Below are 17,784 nucleotides of genomic sequence, written 5' to 3'. Positions count from 1 at the left end.
AAGGGAGAAAATCACATGAATCGTTTATTACGGCAATTTCAACGCTATACTTTTTTAAGGGCTCTGATTTATTTTATTACAGGATTGCTAGCTTTGGTCTATCCACAACAATTTACCAAATGGGTGATTTATTTAATCGCCGGCTACCTTGCCTTTTTCGGCATCCTAAATCTCTTATCAGGCTTCAGACACAAGCAGCAAAGTCAGCAAATGGGGTTTGAATTTTATTTTGGACTCTTATTCGTGATTGCAGCTCTCGCAGTACTTGTTTTAGCAAAACCCTTATTAACACTCACAACCATTCTCCTTGGTGTGATGATTCTAATCAATGGCGTCATGCGGATTTCACAATCTTTTCGCTTTAAGCAAATGAACCAACCCTTCCTTCCTTGGATTATTTATGGAGGAATTCTGGTGATCATTGGGCTTATTCTAATGTTTAACGCCATTACAAGCATCATGACCTTAGTCGGAAGCGTTCTACTCTTTATGGGACTATCGGAAATGATTGGCTATTTTCAGTTACGAAAATTAAAGTAAGGAAAGAATTAAGAAAGCCTTTTTTCCTGTCTTTCCAAGTGACCGAGTCTAGTAATTTTATTATGAATATAGTATAGTTAACTTAAGTAAGCGATAAAGAGGTTGAATGCGATGAAAAAAATTTCAGAAACACCCTGCCATCCAAACGATGTCCCTGTCATTTTTATTTATGATCATTATGGTGAAATCAAAGGGAAAATCTCAATTAATGAGTGGAAAGCGAATAAAGAAAAAGCGCAACTCTTGAACGAGCTGGAAATTAAACTTTATCGCGAATCGATTAACTATTATACAAATAATGACTTTGAAAAGGCGGAAGATTTACTACTCTTTCTCATTAGCCAAACAGACTATACCCATTACGAGTATGTCGAACGTTTAGCGAACCTTTATCGAAGAAAAAAACGGATATCAAAAGAACGCGAACTCCTTTTAAAAGCCAGAAAAAACATTACAGCTTTTGAAGCGTCTGAAGGGATCATTCGTCGAATTGATAAGCGATTAGAGAAGCTAACTGGAGTCGAGAAGAAAACACGTCGTTCGTTCTTATTACAGTAAGTGCGAGGCGCTAGGAGGAAGAAAGCATGGGCTTGAAGTTTCAGCGAGAGGATTCTTTAGATAAAATGTTCGAAGCATTTGCAGTTTTACCAGAAGAAAAGGAAAAACGAGAAGACAAACGCCAACAAGACATCGAACGTTTCTTAAATCCAAAGCCAAAAGAAAGTAAAAAAGAAAAGAATCAATAAAAAAAGAGCGAGTCCATGCGACTCGCTCTTTTTTTAGACTAAACGTTTTTCAATTGCCGCCCAAGCAGCATCTTTCCCCATCTTTGTTTCGGATGAAAAAAGGATGAAATCATCCGTTGGCTCAAATTCCAAAGCCTTCTTCACAATACTTTCATGCTTATTCCATTTCCCTCTAGGAATTTTGTCCGCTTTCGTCGCGACGACAATCACAGGAATGTCATAGTATTTTAGGAATTGATACATTTGAATATCTTCATCCGTCGGGGTATGCCGTAGATCCACTAAAGAAACAACGGCTCGCAATTGCTTGCGTTGTGTAAGATAGGTTTCAATCATCGTTCCCCATTTTTCTCGTTCTGTTTTTGAAACTTTGGCATAACCATATCCTGGCACATCAACAAAATGTAAGGCATTTTCAATTAAATAAAAATTCAATGTTTGCGTTTTTCCAGGCTTAGAAGAGGTTCGAGCCAAATTTTTTCGATTAATTAATGTATTAATAAATGAAGATTTCCCGACATTCGAGCGACCTGCCAAAGCAACTTCTGGCAATTGAGTCTCTGGATATTGTGCGGGAGAAACTGCACTAATAATGATTTCTGCAGAATGGACATTCATCTTTTTCACTCCTTTTTTTACAAAATGATTAGCCAGATTGTGAAACACGCAATCTGGCTAGCGATCATTGATTTATCCAACTTTTTTCTCTTGATAGAAAATTTCTGGTTGGCCTTCTTCCTTCGCAGCTGCTTCGGTAATGACCACTTTTTGAACTTCTTCTTGAGATGGAATCTCAAACATGACATCCATCATAATGTCTTCAATAATTGAACGTAAGCCGCGGGCACCTGTATTTCTTTCAATTGCTTTCGCTGCAATGGCATGCAAGGCTTTTTCATCAAATTCAAGCACGGTGTCGTCTAATTCGAGTAATTTTTGGTATTGTTTTACCAACGCGTTTTTCGGTTCCGTTAAAATACGAACCAAATCGTCTTCTGTCAGTTTGTCTAAGGCAGACATGACCGGTAAACGTCCAATAAATTCTGGGATTAAACCGAACTTTAATAAGTCTTCAGGGATAATATATTTCATAATACTTTCTTCATCCCCAATGGCTTGATTGTTTGCGCCAAAACCAATTGTTTTTTCGCCCATTCGATTTTTGACAATGGTCTCAATCCCGTCAAAAGCACCGCCGACAATAAACAAAATATTCGTCGTATCAATTTGAATCATTTCTTGTTGTGGGTGTTTTCGTCCTCCTTGTGGCGGAACCGCTGCAACCGTTCCTTCTAATATTTTTAGTAAGGCTTGTTGCACGCCTTCACCAGAAACATCCCGTGTAATCGAAACATTCTCGCCTTTTCGAGCAATCTTATCAATTTCATCAATATAAATAATGCCTTTTTCTGCGCGAGCGACATCATAATCTGCTGATTGTAGTAGTTTTAATAAAATGTTCTCAACGTCTTCACCCACATAGCCTGCTTCCGTTAAACTTGTCGCATCTGCAATAGCAAAAGGAACGTTTAAACTACGTGCTAATGTTTGCGCCAAGAATGTTTTTCCTGAGCCAGTCGGACCGATTAAGCAAATATTACTCTTTTGCAATTCCACTTCGTCTTCTTCCATCTCAGAATTGACGCGTTTATAGTGGTTGTAGACAGCAACTGCCAAGGCACGTTTGGCACGCTCTTGACCAATCACATATTGATCTAAGGTTTCGAGTAATTCTTTCGGTTTTGGAACCTCCATAAAATCAAAAACGGCTTCTGATTCATAGAATTCTTCGTCTATAATGTCTTTACATAATTCGATACATTCATCACAGATGTAGACACCTGGACCAGCGACGATTTTTCGTACTTCTTCTTGTGCTTTTCCACAAAAAGAGCAACGTACTGGATCATTTCCTTTTGTATTTTCGTACACGGTGTTCACTCCTTGTTTTTCTTTCAATCAATCAACAATCGAAAAGAAAAGCTTAATTTAACAATCTTTGCACATTCTATCATAGTTCAATTAAAAGCAAAAGACTTTCAATCAATTGCCTTAAATAAATCTAAAGAACGATACGACTTTTCTTCTAATTAAATCAAAGAGGACCATGACACGCGTCACAGTCCTTTGATGTTTGTTTAAATTACTCTGCTTCCACAGCTGTTGACGTAATTGCTTCAACTGCTTTTTTCATTGTAATGTCATGTTTTAGCATATCTTCTGATAAGACACGACGTACTTGTGCTTCAGGCATATTGTAGTTTTCAGCCAAGTCTTTGATTTCAGCTTCAATTTCTTCCGTTGTTGCTTCAAAGCCTTCTGCCTTCGCAATTGCTTCAATCACTAAGTTTGTTTTCACACGGTTATCCGCTTCACCTTCAAATTGTTTATGAAGGTCAGCTTCCGTTGAACCCGTTAATTGGTAGTACATTTCTGGCGCGATGCCTTGACGTTGCATATTGTTTAAGAATTCTTCCATTGCGCGATGAACTTCATCATGTACCATTACATGTGGTAATTCAACAATTTCAGCATTTTCTACTGCCATACGGATGGCAGCTTCTTCAACGGCATCTTTCGCTGCTGCTTCTTTGTTTTCTTTGATTTCAGCTAAGAATTTTTCACGTAATTCCGCAAGTGTTTCTACAGAATCATCGACATCTTTTGCAAACTCGTCGTCTAGCTCTGGTAACTCTTTGCCTTTTACTTCGTGAATTGTTACTTTAAAGACTGCTTCTTTACCAGCTAAGTCTTCTGCTTGATAGTCTTCTGGGAAAGTCACAGTAACATCTAAGCTTTCGCCCGCTTTTTTCCCAACTAATTGTTCTTCAAAACCTGGAATGAATGAACCGGAACCTAATTCTAATGAATAGTTCTCGCCTTTTCCACCTTCAAAAGCTTCTTCACCAACAAATCCTTCAAAATCAATCACTGTGGTGTCGCCGTTTACCGCTTCGTCTTCTTTCACAACTAATTCTGCGTGTTGTGCTTGTAATCCTTCTAAACGCGCGTCTACGTCTGCTTCTGTCACTTCACGGTCTTGTTTTTCAACGGTTAAGTTTTTGTATTCACCTAATTTTACTTCAGGTTTCACCGTTACTTTTGCTGTTACGACCCAATCTTCCCCTTTATTCATGCTTTCTACACCAATTTCAGGTTGAGAGACTGGATCAATGCCCGCTTCTGCAATTGCTGCTTCATAGATTGCAGGTAATACCGCATTTAACGCATCTTCATATAATGATTCTTCTCCGTACATGCGATCAAAAACCGTACGGCTTACTTTTCCTTTACGGAAGCCAGGTACGTTTAGATTTTTCTTTACACGATTAAAAGCTGTAGTTAAGCCTTTTTGGATTTCTTTTTGTTCAACAGAAAATGTTAGTACGCCTTCATTAGTGGCAGTTGTTTCCCATTTTGCAGTCATGTGTTTCCCTCCGAATAACTAATTGATTTACATATTAAATAACTCTATGCATACCTTTAAATAGTACACCAAGCCGTGCTAAAAGTAAACATGATTCCTCTAAAATTCTCTTTTACGACAAGTCTTGATAGATTTCTCGTAATTTTTGTTTTCGTTTTTGAATTTCGGTATAACTTTGCAAGGTTTCCAGTGCTTTTTCGTCACCAAACATTCCCAGATATTCTAACCGGTAGCTCTCCGCCCATGCTGGAATCTCTTTTAATGGTGGTAAAAAAGGGTACAATAAAGCAAAATGCGCTTGCGCTTCTAACGCAATTCCTTCGGCCATTTGCGGATCTTGATTTTCCCAAGTTTCAGCGATTAGTTGCAACAACAACTGAAGTTCCCGACTTTTTTCAAGCGTCGACAAGCAGGAAATATCCACTTGTTTTTTTTTATGAAGCAAGGTGCCCATTAAGATTTTTTCTTTGACCCCACAAGTCAAAAGCTCCTCAATTAGTTTTGGTGGTAAAAAAGGATTTTGCGCACCCACTAAATAGATTTTCGCTAAATGAATCAATTGAGCCAAAGTGAGTCTTTTTAACCACGCACTCCAGACGGTCCCTAAGACAGGCAACCCTTTTTGATCCCAAGCGGCCAATTGTCGTTTCTTTTCGTCATATTCATTGGTACCAATTAAGTTCTGGGCTGCTTCTAATTGCAACAATTCTTTTTGAAGTCTTTCATCGGGCTTTATTTGTAACAGCTGATGAACCTTTAAATATTGACCATCCAGCAACAAAAGACGCAAATAGTCTTTCAACGTGTCTTCTTCTGACAAATAATTTGCTTCGTATTCTTTCGCAAAAAAAACGGCCTCTTCGAAGTTTCCTAGCAGCCGCAAAGCTTCTACAAGTTTTTGCACGTTTGTGAAATCTGGAGACATTTCATAGAGTAGTAGAAAGTCTTTTTTCGCTGCAAGATAATCATGTGCTAACATTTTTCGAGTACCGCTGACACTTAATTGTTCAGCTTTTTCTGGAAAAGGAATGAGCTCTGACACTTTTTTGCCTCCTCTTAATGATTTAATAAAGGTTTTTTAACACAATAACCTTTTCAGCGGGTCCACTTGCCTGCATTTTTTCAGACTTTTCTAAAAGACAATACCCTTGAAAAACTTCGCCATTTAGTTCATCTTCAATCTCAAAAACTTGTGCCTCTTCAACCAAAAGGCTGCCTGAAAGCATTTCTTGAATACTATCCCAACCGGTATCCAAAAATACTTTCGTCTCATCAGCGACTTTTTGTTCTTCTAATTTTGCAACCATTTCTTTGAGTTCTTTAAATGTCATTTGATTCATTGCTTCCATCAAAATTCTTCCTTTCTTCTTCATCTTCCCTATTGTAACGAATCTTACACAAAAAAAATAGAAAAACATGAAAAGTTTAGATTTCGACTAAACTTTCCATGTCTAAGAGTTCCATTTTCTTGCGATTCATTTTTATATAGCCGCTGTCTTCTAATAAGCGTAGTTTTCGAGAGAGAGTCTCTGGCGTCGTACCTAAAAAGGTCGCTAATTCTTTCTTTTTCATTGGTAACACAACTGATTGACTTTCTTGTGCCTTGGCCAAATCGACCAAATAATTTGCTAAACGCTCTTCAATTTTTTCCATCATTAAAAACTGCGACTGCTGTTCTAAATGAATCACTTTTTGCGCGGTTAGTTTTAATAATTTTAAACTCAATTCTGGAAATTGCTGCAAGAGCTGTTGAAAATCGTTTTTTTGAATTAAACAGATTTGTGTTTTTTGTAGCGCCTCTGCAAATAAGTTTTCATTTTTCGCTCCAAATATGGTATTCTCTCCTTCATAGCCTCCAGGTTCCACCACACGCAAAAGCTGTTCTTTGCCATTTGATGAAAGTTGGTAGACTTTCATTGAGCCTCGAGCAACGATTGCTAGATATTCTGTACTATGAGGCGCCATAATTTGCTCGCCCTTTTCAAAATTGCGATGACGGGCCAATTGATTAATGAGTCGCTGTTCCTCAATCGCTAAATGATTAAACAAGGGGACTAAAGTCACACATAAATGTTCTTCTACCATTAAAACACTCCTTTGCTTATCGGACTTTTTTACTTAATACCTCAAAGCCAACCGATTCAATCACCTTGGCCACTTCATCCACAGAAGTTTGTTGAGGATCAATCTCTGCCTTTACTTTACTCGCATTAAACAATACTTTCAAGTTTGTTACTCCTGAGAGATTCCCTACGGCTGTTTCAATTTTTTGTAAACAAGTTGGACAAACCAGTTCTTCTAATTGTAAGATTATTTTTTGCATCTTCTTTCGCTCCTTTATTCTTTTAACTGAACTCAGTATAACGAGGATTTTCGAATCTTTACTTGATACCTATCAAGTTTCAAAAAAGAACATCGAAAAAATCATCTTTTTTTGCTTTTTTCGAAATCTTCGCTACAATGAGGTTACTATTTATGAAAAGAAGGTTGTCAAATGTCAATGAAACGTTTTGTTCAATTATTTGTGCTCTATTTTCTATCTATCCTCATTGCAATGCCACTCACAAATCTGTTACAGATTCAAAATAGATTTTTTACTTACCTCGTTGTAAGCATCATCGGCTATCTCGTCCTTACGATCCCCTTAACAATCATGACGATTCAAAAAGAGAAAAAAACAAAGAAATAAAAGAGGCAGGAGCTAAGCGAATTGTCTTAGCCCCTTCCTCTTTTCACACTGAAAAGACATCCCCCGTATCTTTTACACTTTTAGGATTCGAAAACTACTTTTTCTTTTCTGAACGTCGTCCGCGTTTTTTTGATTTTCGAATAAACTTTTGGTTGCTGTCCGCTTCTTTTAATTCCCGCTTTAAATTGTTTTTTTTGTTCTAAAATCAATATTCGATACACCCCACCAGGAATATTTGAAAAACAAGCCTCGCCGTGGTTATCCACTTGAATAATGAAGGGATTTCCCTTTCTAAGGAGTGGTGTTTTGCCTTTTGAGTCAGACAATTGTAATGTCTGATTTCGTAATTCTGGGACGTTTAAAGACAAATCAAAACGAACTTTTTTGAGTCTTTCTCGTTGAATTACACGGAACAAAATAAAACAGCCGCCAAAAATAAGTCCAAGCATCCCCAATAAAATCGCCATTTGTTTGAATTTCCGAAAACGATCGCCTTTAGCGGCCACTTTCGCCACAGCCGGCGTATAGGGGACGCGGTGACCAGTCACTAGTAAGCGATGTGAATTAATCATATAGGGCGTACAAGTCACTAGTGTTACTAAATCGGCGTCAGGCACGATCTTCAAGGAAGAAGTTTCATCTGGTTCCACGACTTCGATTCGTTGAACTTCATAAGCAAGCGTTTCGCCTAAAACTTTTAGCAAAAACAAATCACCGGCTTCTAACTTGGGTAAATTGGTAAACAACTCCCGTTCTGGTAGGCCTCGATGAGCAGAAATGACCGCATGCGTGCCCGCACCACCAACTGGATAAGAAGTCCCGTTGATGACGGTTGCGCCTGCTTCTAAAAAACTGGGCGTCGTTGTATCAAACAAGGGAATATCCAACGCTAGTTTAGGTATATTCACTTGCCCAATCAGATGCTCCTCGTATTCTTTTTGCGAAATTTGACTGTTCGCAACTTCTCCGAAAGGGTCTGCCCCAAAAGAGAGCCCCGTCGCTGCCAGTTTTTCGTTTGCTTCGATTAATTGGCGTTGTTGCGCTTCATACTCTGCCTTCTCTTTTTTTTGATAGTGTTCCATCCTCCTTTGATCGATCAAGTCGTTCAAGGCATCAATGTAAAATGGATAAAGCATAATCAAACTCCCAACTAAAAACAAAAGAATCATCATAACTTTCACAAAGGCCTGATTTTTAGTTTTTTTCCTCGCCATTGTTTTTCACCTCGTCTATTATATAACGACCATCAGACGGTCGTTTTTTTAGTTGTCGATAACCAACCTTCAGTTGAAAATACTCCGCTTTTAAAAAGTAGATTTTCGCTCTAATTTTTTGTTTTCTTCCTCCTTGGCAAACGACCGTATATCGACCACCTGGGATTGGAGAGAAACAAACCCACCCCTGATCGTCACTTCGAACAATCAACGGGTGACCTGACACCTCGATCGCCTCCTTCCCCTTTTTGTCCATCAATCGAAAAGGTACCTCTTTTTGGGGTTGGCCATTTTCAAACACATAAAAAGCCAAATTGTAACGATATTTAATGCTTTGATAATAGACAAACTTTCGCCACATCCAATAAAAAACACTAAGAAAAAAAAGAGGAATCGCCAGCATATAGCGCTGAAAGCGACGTTTATGATAGGTTTGGGTATCTTTTATTTCTTTTTTGATTGTTTCTTCAGGATAGGGAACTCTTTCACCAGTGACTAGTAAACGATGCGTATTAATCATATAAGGTGTGCAGGTCAATAAAGTCACCAGATCTTCCCCATCTTTGATTTTCACCGCATCAAGTTCATTCGGTAAAACCGTCGCAAATGCCATCACCTGATAGGCGAGCTTCTCCCCAGCAATATCAATAAAGAAGAGATCTCCCATCTTTAATTTCTCTAAATCCGTAAACAACTTCTTATCAGGAAGCCCGCTATGTCCGGTAATCACAGAATGCGTATCCACTCCGCCAATTGGAAAAGAAGTCCCTTGTAAAATAGTTGCCCCTTTTTCTAACAATTGATTATTTGTTTCTCTAAAAAGTGGTAAGCTCACATTAATCGTCGGGATATAGACCGCCCCTACTGTATACTTCTCAAAATATGCCACACCTGGATCTTCCGCTTGACCGACTGCCGCGTCAAACGGGTCTTCCACCAAACCCATGCCAGGAATATTGTTTAACTTCCCTTGTGCCAAAAGTGCTTGATTTTCTTTTTCTAAAGCTGCTTTTTGTTTTTTTAATTGCTCAATGTTTTGTTTTTCTGTCTCGATTTGTAGTTTTTCTAAATTCTTTTGATCGTAGTAATTGTTGATTGCATCGGAGACAAATGGATAGGAAAAGACAATGGCACCGGTAAGAAATAGAAGCGACATCAATAACTTTAACATGAGATTCAATCGTTCTTTTTTTAATTTTTCGCTTTGGTTTTGCTTGTTGGGCATCGCTTCTCACTCCATTCCTTGCTCTTAGTTTAAAAATTAACGGTGAGACAGAGTACCTTCCATCCCACCGTTAATTTTTAAACAATTGAGGTACAAGGGGCTGTACCTCAATCCGTTGATTCAATTGTTTTTAGACTTCTGCTTGTTCTTTTGAACGTTTGAACCAAATATATGCGCCCGCCATCATCATCGCGCCAATGATTAGGAAGCTATAAATCCCAGTTCCACCGGTTGAAGGAAGCAAGCCTTTTGGCACGTTTCCGACAATGTCGATGTATTCTTCATCTGCGTATTGTTCATACACAACTTCAAAGTCTACGGGTTCAGCGAGTAACACATAACCATTTGGAGCAACCGTTTCTTTCAATTGATAGTTCCCTTGGGTTAAACCAATGACTTTAATGCTACCAGTAGTTGTAGCTGAAGTAATTTCAGTCGCTTCGGCTTCCGTTCCCCAACCGTTAAATGCATATTCCCCTTTCGAATTTAACGTGAATTTCGCCCAATTACTTCCTTGCGAAACTTTAAATTTCGCTCCCTCTAATGCCTTTTCTGTATGCGCATCGCGTTTGATGAATTGTTTTCCGCCCGTTACAACTCCTGGAGGGGGCGTCATATCAATTGTTGTTTCACCATTCACTTTGATACTCGCATGGTTATCAATGACCGTATCAGGAATCGCTTCTGCAGTTAAAACCATGTCATAAGTGATGATCAACGTTTTACCCGCAAGCGCCTTCACTGCTTCGCTACTCGTATCCAAAGAGATGTCAAGCGCGTCTCTATCTGAAGAAATGTCTAGCTCATAATCATCATCGAGTGTCAGCCCAGTGACAACCACATTCACTGGATTTGCAACTGCCATGCCTGCACCTGGTCGGTCAAGAATCTCAAAAGTTGCTTTTTTATCAATATCTGCCGGAATATGAATCGTCAGTTGATAACTTAAGGTATCCCCAATTTGGACATTTGGATGTGCTACGCCATTTACCGTTACAGAGTCAAAAGCATCCACATTGGTCATTTCTTTTTTATTGTCTGCTTTGACGTTCTTAGGATAAACATGGATATCAGTGTTTAATTGACCATCTGCCCCAGCCGCTGTGTAAATTGGCATTGCTAAAATAAATGGTGCTGCAGTTTGAATAATTGTTGGACTATCTGGTGTTTTCGTTTCAACGAATAAGTATGCTGCATCTTTTCCACCAGACTTAAGTGGCAAGCCAGCAAAAACCGCTGTCCCTGTTCCAGCTACTGTTTCATGTGCTTGTAGAGGAGTGAATGTTCCTGGCGCTCCTGGATATTGTGCAATCACCGCATCCATTGCACTTGTTTGTGTCGCGCCTGGAACAGCAAGTGCCGCATGGTATTTAGTTGTTACGTCATAGACTGTAAACTCTGCTCCTGCCAAAGGATCCCCGCCAAAATCATTCATTTCTGACCCCGTATTTTGTTTTGGATAACCTTCAGGGATCTTATCTTGAAAGACACGTTTATGGACAGTAACAGCCGCTGTTGTTGGTGCTTCATCAACTGCAAAAGCACTCAATCCTCCGACAAACAATGGAACGATTAGTAACGAGGCAACAATGATTTTCCAAATCTTTCTTCCTGTACGCATTTTTATTTCCTCCCATTTTCTCTATTTTTCTTTACTTTGCTTCGTCTTTCCATCCTCGTTTTTTCCAAAAAATGAGGACCGATCCAACAATGACAATGCCTAGCAACCCCATCATGGTCTTCGCTTCACCCGTTTGTGGTAAGCGTCCACCTGTTTGCGGTAATGGTTTCGGCGTTGGTGTTGGTGTTGGTGTCGGAGTAGGGGTTTCGCCTCCTGTTTGTGGTAATCGCCCTCGTAACACGCCTTTTGGATATAAGTGAATTGTTGATAAAAACGCATTCTCGTTGAAAGGATCTTCAATCGGCAAACTTACCAACATGGGCGCAGATACTTCTCGAATCACCGTCCCTGGTGGTGTATTCTCTTTTTGTAAAAAGAGAATGGCAGAATTTTCCGTTTCAACTTCACGAAAATCGAGTGTCACCATTGCGATGCCATTCTCATCTTCTACTCGCGCGGTTGTGACTTCGGCCAATAAGTTTTCTGCCGTTATGTTTTTTCTTAATTCGACTGGATCCGCATCTAAAATGGCTTGCATGACTTCTTCCAAACGATACGTCAACAGTAAATCAGAAACATAAGCTGTCGCATCATAGACCTCAAAGACGACACCATTTTGTCCATAGGTTTTCGTTGGATCGGCTAAATCGCCGGTGGTTATTTCCAAGCCACTATTTGGTTTCAAAGAAAGCGTCTGATTCGCATCAAGAAAGACGCGCTTATGTAAGATAAAAGTGACTTCTTCTGATTGTTCCGCAGCCTGAACTTCTTTTTGACCCAGATTTCCTAAAGGTATCAAAAGAGCGACAGCGGCTAGACTAATGAAAAGCTTCCTTAATTTCATCTTACTTCGCCTCCTTTCGATTGCGGTAGAGATAATAAGCGCCTACCAAACCGAGTAAGCTGCCTAAAACAATCGTCGCGACTAGGTATTGCTGTGTGCCGTGACCACCCGTTGAAGGCAAGGTCCCTTTTCCACGGTTCTTAACCGTCAAGCGAATCACGTTATGTGTACCATCTGTTTCCACGGCATGCAGGACATTGTCAATCGTAACCTTTCCTTGCGAGTCAATCACCAGGGTTAATGGTTCAATGCCTAAATAACCATTTGGCACTTTCGTTTCAGTGAGCGTGTATGTTCCTGGTTTTAGTCCTGCAAAAGTGAACAGGTTGTCGTCAACTGTTGCAGTCATGCCTTCTGTTACTGGCGTCAGGCTAAATTCAGCTCCTTCTAACGCATTCCCATGACTATCTTCTTTCGTTACTTTTAAATCAAATGGTTTCAACTGGTTGACGATTTGGTTGCCATTTTGATTTGGTCGATCATCCATCCCCGAAAGAACGAGATTGACTTCCGTCGTCTCTGAATCCGTAATCGTAAGGGTTCGATCGGCCATTGGTTGATATCCTGGTAACGTAGTCGTTTCTTTTAGAATATAGGTCCCTACTGGTAAGGAGAGATCACTAAAATCAACTTCACCACTTGCAGTCGAGGTTTTTTCTGTTCCAATTTGAGTTGTTCCATCTGCACGGAATAACTTAAATTTCACACCTTGTAAGCCATCACCGGCTGCATTGATTTTCGTGAATTTACCTAATTTCAGTACAGCCAACTCATTCGTGACTTTCAAGGATGGATTCGCCACGTTCGCCTGAATCGAAGCCGGTGTGTAGACGGCTTTTTTGTAGCCATTGACTCGTGTAGGCGTTTCAACTATTCGATACTGAATCGGCGTCCCATTTTGATAGGCTGGTAAATTACTAAAAGTATGTTTTAAATCATTACCGGTAGCTGTTTTTGCAATAGCAAATGATTGACCTGTAACATCTACCCATGTCCCACCCGTTTGTTTTTGCAATTGCAAGGTAATGTCTTGTCTCGTCTGCCAACTGTTATTGTCGTCAATCCAGATTTTTTCAACGGGAAGGTTGATGGATTGCTTATACCGAACAGAAGGAATCGCAAAATCAAGTGGATCCGCAATATTCGTAGCGGTCAGTGTTGTCCGTCCATTGGCTGGATAGAACAAACCATCTTGATATGCTTCTTTTAGTTCGACCGTGTAAACTATACGATAGCCGTATCTCAAATCATCTTGACCACTTAAATACAAATTCGTTACTGTTAGTGGATTTGAAGTTTGGTCAAGGACCGCATTTTTAGCATACTGCGGGGCTCCAGCATTCATTGTTCCGTTCGCATAGAGCGCAGGCGTAGCCGTCAAAGAATGTGTCCCTGTATTCAAAGTCAAGGCAAAGGTCTTAACCGTACCACCAATCAATTCGACAAATTGACTCATAGGATCCGTAATTGTTCCATCACGAATCATATCATGAAGGGTCAAAATCAAGGTTCGGACTTTGTCAAGTGCATCATCTAGATCATCTACTGCTGTATCAAAGAAATTTCCCGGGTCATTAGGGTTAGTAATGGAACCTCCTGCAAAGTTTCTTAAAATTCCTTTTGCTTGATTCACATAATCTCCTGATAAGCCTAGACCAATTGAAATCGGTAAATAACTAGAACTTCTACGAGAGGTGATAAAGTTATTCGTCAAGTTAATTACATTTCTTCTATTTGAGTTACTTTGGTTCGGTGGTAATAAGTTAATATCGGTTTCTTGTCCATCACCAATGACATGGGTGTTTGTTTGATTTGGCCAAGTTCCTCCAGTTGTATTTGTTAAATATTGAATTGAATTGTTTTGTTTTGTTTTTGCTAAACTATTCAACCCATTATTTAAATACATTTGGGTCGGTGCATAAGTTGCAATCCCATCCGAAAGCACAATTAACACTTTTCGAGCATCTGATCGTGCACCGAAGCTTTCCTTGGTTAACAGCTCTAAACCTGCATCAATCCCTAGGAAAAGTGGCGTTCCACCTTCTGGGTCATCATTTTTCAGCAAGTAATGTCCATTTGTTTTCGTCGCATCAAAGCGGTTATAATCGGACGTAAAACCTGTAATGCTTGTGGTTGAGTTTCCACTGGAAAAATCGGCAATTCGCGCTCGAGAAGTGTAACGAGTTGGATTAGACGTTTTTAAATCATCAAATGCTACTAACCCCATTCGAATATTGTCTTCCTCAAAACTGGACTCAATCAACGCTTTCGAGAATTTTGCTAATTCAGTTTTTAATTTTGCCCAACGATTTTCACTATTCATACTTCCTGACTTATCAATGACAAAAACAACATCAATGTTATTGACCGTTCGATTCGTTGCTCCAATGACGTCTAAGGTAATTTCAAATTCCGTTGGGTTCGCTGTCGGCTTGACAGTCTTTTTCAACAAAGCATTGGTTGGAAAATTTGACAAATCATAACTATGGTAGCCTCCTTCAAATGTTAATCCTCCTGAGAGAATATTTTCAACTACTGGAGTCGTACCGCTTGGAACCTGTACACCAAAATTGAAATTGTTTACTGGATCGGTTGAATTACCTACAGGATCCGTGCCATGCGTCGGAAAGCGACCAAATTCATTGGTCGTGTACTCAAATCCATTAGTAATTTCAGTTGACAAGAGACCCGGGCTTACTGTTGGGAAAGCAGCCATACGACTAGCATAGGGATTGGGAAATGTAATCGGGCGATCCAATTCACCACTACCTTCTTCCGAGCGGGTATCACTTGGGGAAGATTCTTCTTCACTCGATATTGGGGGCTCTGTTTCCTCTTGCGATTGCTCGACGACATTTGGCTTTTTATTTGTCTGGTCAACTTCACTCGTGACTTTCGGAGCGGACAATTGATGAGTATTCGAATCAGGTGCTTCTAAGATATTTTCAGTAACGATTGTTTCTTCCACCGTTTCAATGATTGTTTCTGTTGGCGGTGCTTGTGCCATTTCAGCTTCTTCACTTAAAGCCAAATCAGTGGTTGCTGTCGTTTGTGCCGCTGCCCCTTCGATTGTTTTTTCTACTTCTATCTTATGTGTCACTTCTTCATCGATTTGCACACGCAAATTTAAATGCTGGACGGATAAATCAGTTGTTACAACAATTGTGCCTTCAGAAGAGGTGGACAGTCCTTCTGGCATAAACCAGTTGTCTTGACTGTACCCCCATCCTTGGATTTCTTGAGGGGCCACTAGATTTGCGTCCGTGTCAGCATCGCCATTGAATAACTTAAATTTTGGACGTTTTGTCGTATTTTCCTCAGAAACATCCAATTGATATTTTATTTCCCAATGGAATTGTTCATCCACTTGTCGAACAACGGTCGAAACACTCAATTCGTCCGTTTCAATCACAGTCTGATGATTTTCATTTGCTGACTGGGCATTCACCACGTAGGCTTGCATCAAGTTGGGAATAAAGCTGGCAAGCAACAAAATGAATGTGAACCAAATCATTCCTTTTTTTCTCATCGTCTACCCTCCTATCCTTTCTTCATTTTGTAAGAAAAAAAACAGCCGGAATCGAAATTTCAGTCCCTTTTAAACCCAGACCTGCTCTTTTTTTCTTATCACTGGGTGACAGTTTCTTATGAATTTATTCAAATAGTAACAGACAGAAAAATGAAAATTTCAGAACAACAAAAACCATACAAAACTGCATCTAACTCAACTATTTGTCATGTAATTCTAATCTAACTTTAGCACTCTCTCATCATATTTTCATGTTCATCTTGATAGACACCCTTTACATATAAATGAACATGATGGTTTTCTATTTTTGTAGTATACTGTTCATAAATAAGGAGGGGTTATCTTGAAACGTGAACATCTAGAGTCAAAATCTTTATTTGGGTTGGATAGAGATTTCTTACTAAAAAATCAGTTGTTACAGTTATTAGATAACGCCTCAGGCTATCTCACATCGAATGAGTTGGCTTCACTTATTAGCGGTATCAGTAACGATACGATCTTACAAACTTGCCGAACGATACGAGAAGATTTGAAAGCGTTGCATAGCGCGGATGATTGTGAATTAATTATCCATCCGAATCTTGGCGTTCGTTTTATCAGAAACACGCTTCCTTTAAAGACAATTATTGATTTTTATGCCACACAAGAACTCGCATATACTTTGATTCAAAAACTCTTTCATTATAGAGAAATCATTTCTTACGAATTTTATGAGGAACAACATATCAGTGAATCCACTCTTCGACGTAAAATTAAGACCATTAATCATAGTTTAAATAAATACCATATTCACATCACATTTGCTCAAAAAATAAAGTTAGTTGGTTCTGAAATTGCTATTCGTTCTTTTTATTTTTACTTCCTTTTTTTAATCTATCGACAGCTTCCTGTCGTTCCAGGAATTGAAAACCAAGGATTCTTTGAATTACGCACAAAAAAAATCCAAGCTCACCTCGAGCTAGGATTAACAATCGATGAACAAAATGTTTTTTCACTCATTTATTACACCCATGAACACGGTGTGCATTCAGGCTCCCCTTTAAAACCGACCGAAGAAGACAGAAAATTGTTTAACCAGTTCGACTTCCCTGCGAAACCAACATTTCTAAATAACTGGTCGCTAGATGATTGGTATTTTTTCTTGTTGTTTTCTATGGCAACGAACCTTTTTCAAGCAGACTTTGGCATCGATTCGCGGAATATGATCAAACCTTTATTTAATTTCGAAGTAAAAACCTGGATTCAAATATTTCAAATGCCATTCCAACAACTAACGAGCTTGGAAAAAGAAATGGCCTATCAAAATATTAGTCGGGCCTTAATTCTTTCCCATTTTATTTCTTTGGATGACGATTTTTTTAAACTCTTTCGGATCATCCAATTTGAAGATTTTCAACAACACAATCCTTATTTTTATCATAAATTCACACAATTTTGGGAAGATTTCCGCTCAAAAATCCCTACGCTTGATACGAGTGCCTTTAAATTTACGAGCTTGATGCTTGCGGTTCACTTTGTTCCTTTAGATACACGATTATACTCTTTAGAAATTGCCACTTATTCGGAAATATCCAGTCTTTTTGCGAAATATTTATTTGACCGAGTTAATATTCACTTTAAAAGCAAATATGATTTGCGTTTTATTGATGATTTTGCACAGGCTGATTTAATTGTCAGTACCTGTCCGTTGGCGCAAGAAAACGATGACCATTCTTTAACGGTCATTATTGATCCCTTGCTCAATCAAAATGATCTTTTGCGCATTGAGGCAAAAATTCAACAACTCATTCAAGAGCAAGAGAACACTTTATGAACCACTCCGCAAACAAAAAAGATTGTCATTATTGTATTGACAGTCTTTTTAGTATTTTCGGAGAGCTTATCATCTAATTGAATCTTTTCGTTATTTCTATTAAAAATATTGTTATCTAACTCCCATTGGATAGAGT

The 17,784-nt window shown here is 39.1% G+C and carries 17 protein-coding genes; 5 read left to right on the top strand and 12 right to left on the bottom strand.

What is annotated here, in order from left to right:
* Positions 1–15 precede the first annotated feature (15 nt).
* From ACYSNO_RS00840 to ACYSNO_RS00830, 3 genes are all read left to right on the top strand, one after another.
* Entirely contained in the window at positions 16–540 is a 525-nt protein-coding gene (locus ACYSNO_RS00840; protein ID WP_461729167.1) for an HdeD family acid-resistance protein, read from the top strand.
* 111 nt (positions 541–651) lie between these two features.
* Positions 652–1,098, top strand: coding sequence for a hypothetical protein (locus ACYSNO_RS00835; protein ID WP_461729166.1), 447 nt, complete (start codon positions 652–654; stop codon positions 1,096–1,098).
* 26 nt (positions 1,099–1,124) lie between these two features.
* On the top strand, positions 1,125–1,286 hold the full coding sequence (locus ACYSNO_RS00830) for an SPJ_0845 family protein (protein WP_461729165.1): 162 nt from the start codon (positions 1,125–1,127) through the stop codon (positions 1,284–1,286).
* A gap of 33 nt (positions 1,287–1,319) precedes the next feature.
* On the opposite strand, the gene yihA is transcribed toward ACYSNO_RS00830, so the two are convergent.
* The 7 genes from yihA to ACYSNO_RS00795 all read right to left on the bottom strand — a co-directional run bounded on the left by yihA (position 1,320) and on the right by ACYSNO_RS00795 (position 7,036).
* Positions 1,320–1,904, bottom strand: coding sequence for a ribosome biogenesis GTP-binding protein YihA/YsxC (yihA, locus tag ACYSNO_RS00825; protein ID WP_461729164.1), 585 nt, complete (start codon positions 1,902–1,904; stop codon positions 1,320–1,322).
* Between the two features lie 72 nt (positions 1,905–1,976).
* Entirely contained in the window at positions 1,977–3,218 is a 1,242-nt protein-coding gene (gene clpX, locus ACYSNO_RS00820; protein WP_461729163.1) for an ATP-dependent Clp protease ATP-binding subunit ClpX, read from the bottom strand.
* A 211-nt stretch (positions 3,219–3,429) separates the two neighbouring features.
* The gene (gene tig / locus ACYSNO_RS00815) at positions 3,430–4,713 is read right to left on the bottom strand and encodes a trigger factor (RefSeq protein ID WP_461729162.1); all 1,284 of its coding nucleotides are present in this window, start codon (positions 4,711–4,713) and stop codon (positions 3,430–3,432) included.
* Positions 4,714–4,825: 112 nt separating this feature from the next.
* Complete coding sequence (locus ACYSNO_RS00810) at positions 4,826–5,755, bottom strand: hypothetical protein (protein ID WP_461729161.1); 930 nt, start codon at positions 5,753–5,755, stop codon at positions 4,826–4,828.
* A 22-nt stretch (positions 5,756–5,777) separates the two neighbouring features.
* The gene (locus ACYSNO_RS00805; protein WP_461729160.1) at positions 5,778–6,062 is read right to left on the bottom strand and encodes a hypothetical protein; all 285 of its coding nucleotides are present in this window, start codon (positions 6,060–6,062) and stop codon (positions 5,778–5,780) included.
* A 76-nt stretch (positions 6,063–6,138) separates the two neighbouring features.
* A complete protein-coding gene (locus ACYSNO_RS00800; RefSeq protein WP_461729159.1) occupies positions 6,139–6,798 on the bottom strand; it encodes a Crp/Fnr family transcriptional regulator in 660 nt (219 codons plus the stop codon).
* A 16-nt stretch (positions 6,799–6,814) separates the two neighbouring features.
* Positions 6,815–7,036, bottom strand: a complete 222-nt coding sequence (locus ACYSNO_RS00795) for a heavy-metal-associated domain-containing protein (RefSeq protein WP_461729158.1) — start codon at positions 7,034–7,036, stop codon at positions 6,815–6,817.
* Positions 7,037–7,207: 171 nt separating this feature from the next.
* On the opposite strand from ACYSNO_RS00795, the gene ACYSNO_RS00790 reads away from it, so the two are divergent.
* On the top strand, positions 7,208–7,402 hold the full coding sequence (locus ACYSNO_RS00790; protein ID WP_461729157.1) for a hypothetical protein: 195 nt from the start codon (positions 7,208–7,210) through the stop codon (positions 7,400–7,402).
* An 80-nt stretch (positions 7,403–7,482) separates the two neighbouring features.
* Here ACYSNO_RS00790 and ACYSNO_RS00785 read toward each other — a convergent pair whose 3' ends face one another.
* From ACYSNO_RS00785 to ACYSNO_RS00765, 5 genes are all read right to left on the bottom strand, one after another.
* A complete protein-coding gene (locus tag ACYSNO_RS00785) occupies positions 7,483–8,616 on the bottom strand; it encodes a class C sortase (protein ID WP_461729156.1) in 1,134 nt (377 codons plus the stop codon).
* Positions 8,597–9,841, bottom strand: coding sequence for a class C sortase (locus ACYSNO_RS00780; protein ID WP_461729155.1), 1,245 nt, complete (start codon positions 9,839–9,841; stop codon positions 8,597–8,599). The genes ACYSNO_RS00785 and ACYSNO_RS00780 overlap by 20 nt, the downstream gene beginning before the upstream one ends.
* Positions 9,842–9,971: 130 nt before the next feature.
* A complete protein-coding gene (locus ACYSNO_RS00775; RefSeq protein WP_461729154.1) occupies positions 9,972–11,462 on the bottom strand; it encodes a SpaH/EbpB family LPXTG-anchored major pilin in 1,491 nt (496 codons plus the stop codon).
* A gap of 31 nt (positions 11,463–11,493) precedes the next feature.
* Positions 11,494–12,306 carry a pilin N-terminal domain-containing protein gene (locus ACYSNO_RS00770; protein WP_461729153.1) on the bottom strand — a complete coding sequence of 271 codons (813 nt, stop codon included), beginning with the start codon at positions 12,304–12,306 and terminating at the stop codon, positions 11,494–11,496.
* Between the two features lies 1 nt (position 12,307).
* A complete protein-coding gene (locus ACYSNO_RS00765; protein ID WP_461729152.1) occupies positions 12,308–15,835 on the bottom strand; it encodes a SpaA isopeptide-forming pilin-related protein in 3,528 nt (1,175 codons plus the stop codon).
* Positions 15,836–16,178: 343 nt separating this feature from the next.
* Here ACYSNO_RS00765 and ACYSNO_RS00760 point away from each other — a divergent pair, with 343 nt between their 5' ends.
* A complete protein-coding gene (locus ACYSNO_RS00760) occupies positions 16,179–17,648 on the top strand; it encodes a helix-turn-helix domain-containing protein (RefSeq protein WP_461729151.1) in 1,470 nt (489 codons plus the stop codon).
* Positions 17,649–17,784 lie beyond the last annotated feature (136 nt).

It is taken from the genome of Enterococcus sp. LJL98 (assembly GCF_054871745.1).
The sequence above is the reverse complement of the archived record's forward strand: the minus strand, read 5'-3'. Positions and strand labels throughout refer to the sequence as shown.

What these genes read in the sequence shown, in the direction of transcription:
- ACYSNO_RS00790 (WP_461729157.1), top strand. Translation starts at nt 7,208, where the DNA reads ATGTCAATGAAACGTTTTGTTCAATTATTTGTGCTCTATTTTCTATCT.
- ACYSNO_RS00800 (WP_461729159.1), bottom strand. Translation starts at nt 6,798, where the DNA reads ATGGTAGAAGAACATTTATGTGTGACTTTAGTCCCCTTGTTTAATCAT.
- ACYSNO_RS00805 (WP_461729160.1), bottom strand. Translation starts at nt 6,062, where the DNA reads ATGGAAGCAATGAATCAAATGACATTTAAAGAACTCAAAGAAATGGTT.
- ACYSNO_RS00765 (WP_461729152.1), bottom strand. Translation starts at nt 15,835, where the DNA reads ATGAGAAAAAAAGGAATGATTTGGTTCACATTCATTTTGTTGCTTGCC.
- ACYSNO_RS00835 (WP_461729166.1), top strand. Translation starts at nt 652, where the DNA reads ATGAAAAAAATTTCAGAAACACCCTGCCATCCAAACGATGTCCCTGTC.
- ACYSNO_RS00830 (WP_461729165.1), top strand. Translation starts at nt 1,125, where the DNA reads ATGGGCTTGAAGTTTCAGCGAGAGGATTCTTTAGATAAAATGTTCGAA.
- tig (WP_461729162.1), bottom strand. Translation starts at nt 4,713, where the DNA reads ATGACTGCAAAATGGGAAACAACTGCCACTAATGAAGGCGTACTAACA.
- ACYSNO_RS00840 (WP_461729167.1), top strand. Translation starts at nt 16, where the DNA reads ATGAATCGTTTATTACGGCAATTTCAACGCTATACTTTTTTAAGGGCT.
- ACYSNO_RS00775 (WP_461729154.1), bottom strand. Translation starts at nt 11,462, where the DNA reads ATGCGTACAGGAAGAAAGATTTGGAAAATCATTGTTGCCTCGTTACTA.
- ACYSNO_RS00780 (WP_461729155.1), bottom strand. Translation starts at nt 9,841, where the DNA reads ATGCCCAACAAGCAAAACCAAAGCGAAAAATTAAAAAAAGAACGATTG.
- ACYSNO_RS00785 (WP_461729156.1), bottom strand. Translation starts at nt 8,616, where the DNA reads ATGGCGAGGAAAAAAACTAAAAATCAGGCCTTTGTGAAAGTTATGATG.
- ACYSNO_RS00795 (WP_461729158.1), bottom strand. Translation starts at nt 7,036, where the DNA reads ATGCAAAAAATAATCTTACAATTAGAAGAACTGGTTTGTCCAACTTGT.
- ACYSNO_RS00770 (WP_461729153.1), bottom strand. Translation starts at nt 12,306, where the DNA reads ATGAAATTAAGGAAGCTTTTCATTAGTCTAGCCGCTGTCGCTCTTTTG.
- yihA (WP_461729164.1), bottom strand. Translation starts at nt 1,904, where the DNA reads ATGAATGTCCATTCTGCAGAAATCATTATTAGTGCAGTTTCTCCCGCA.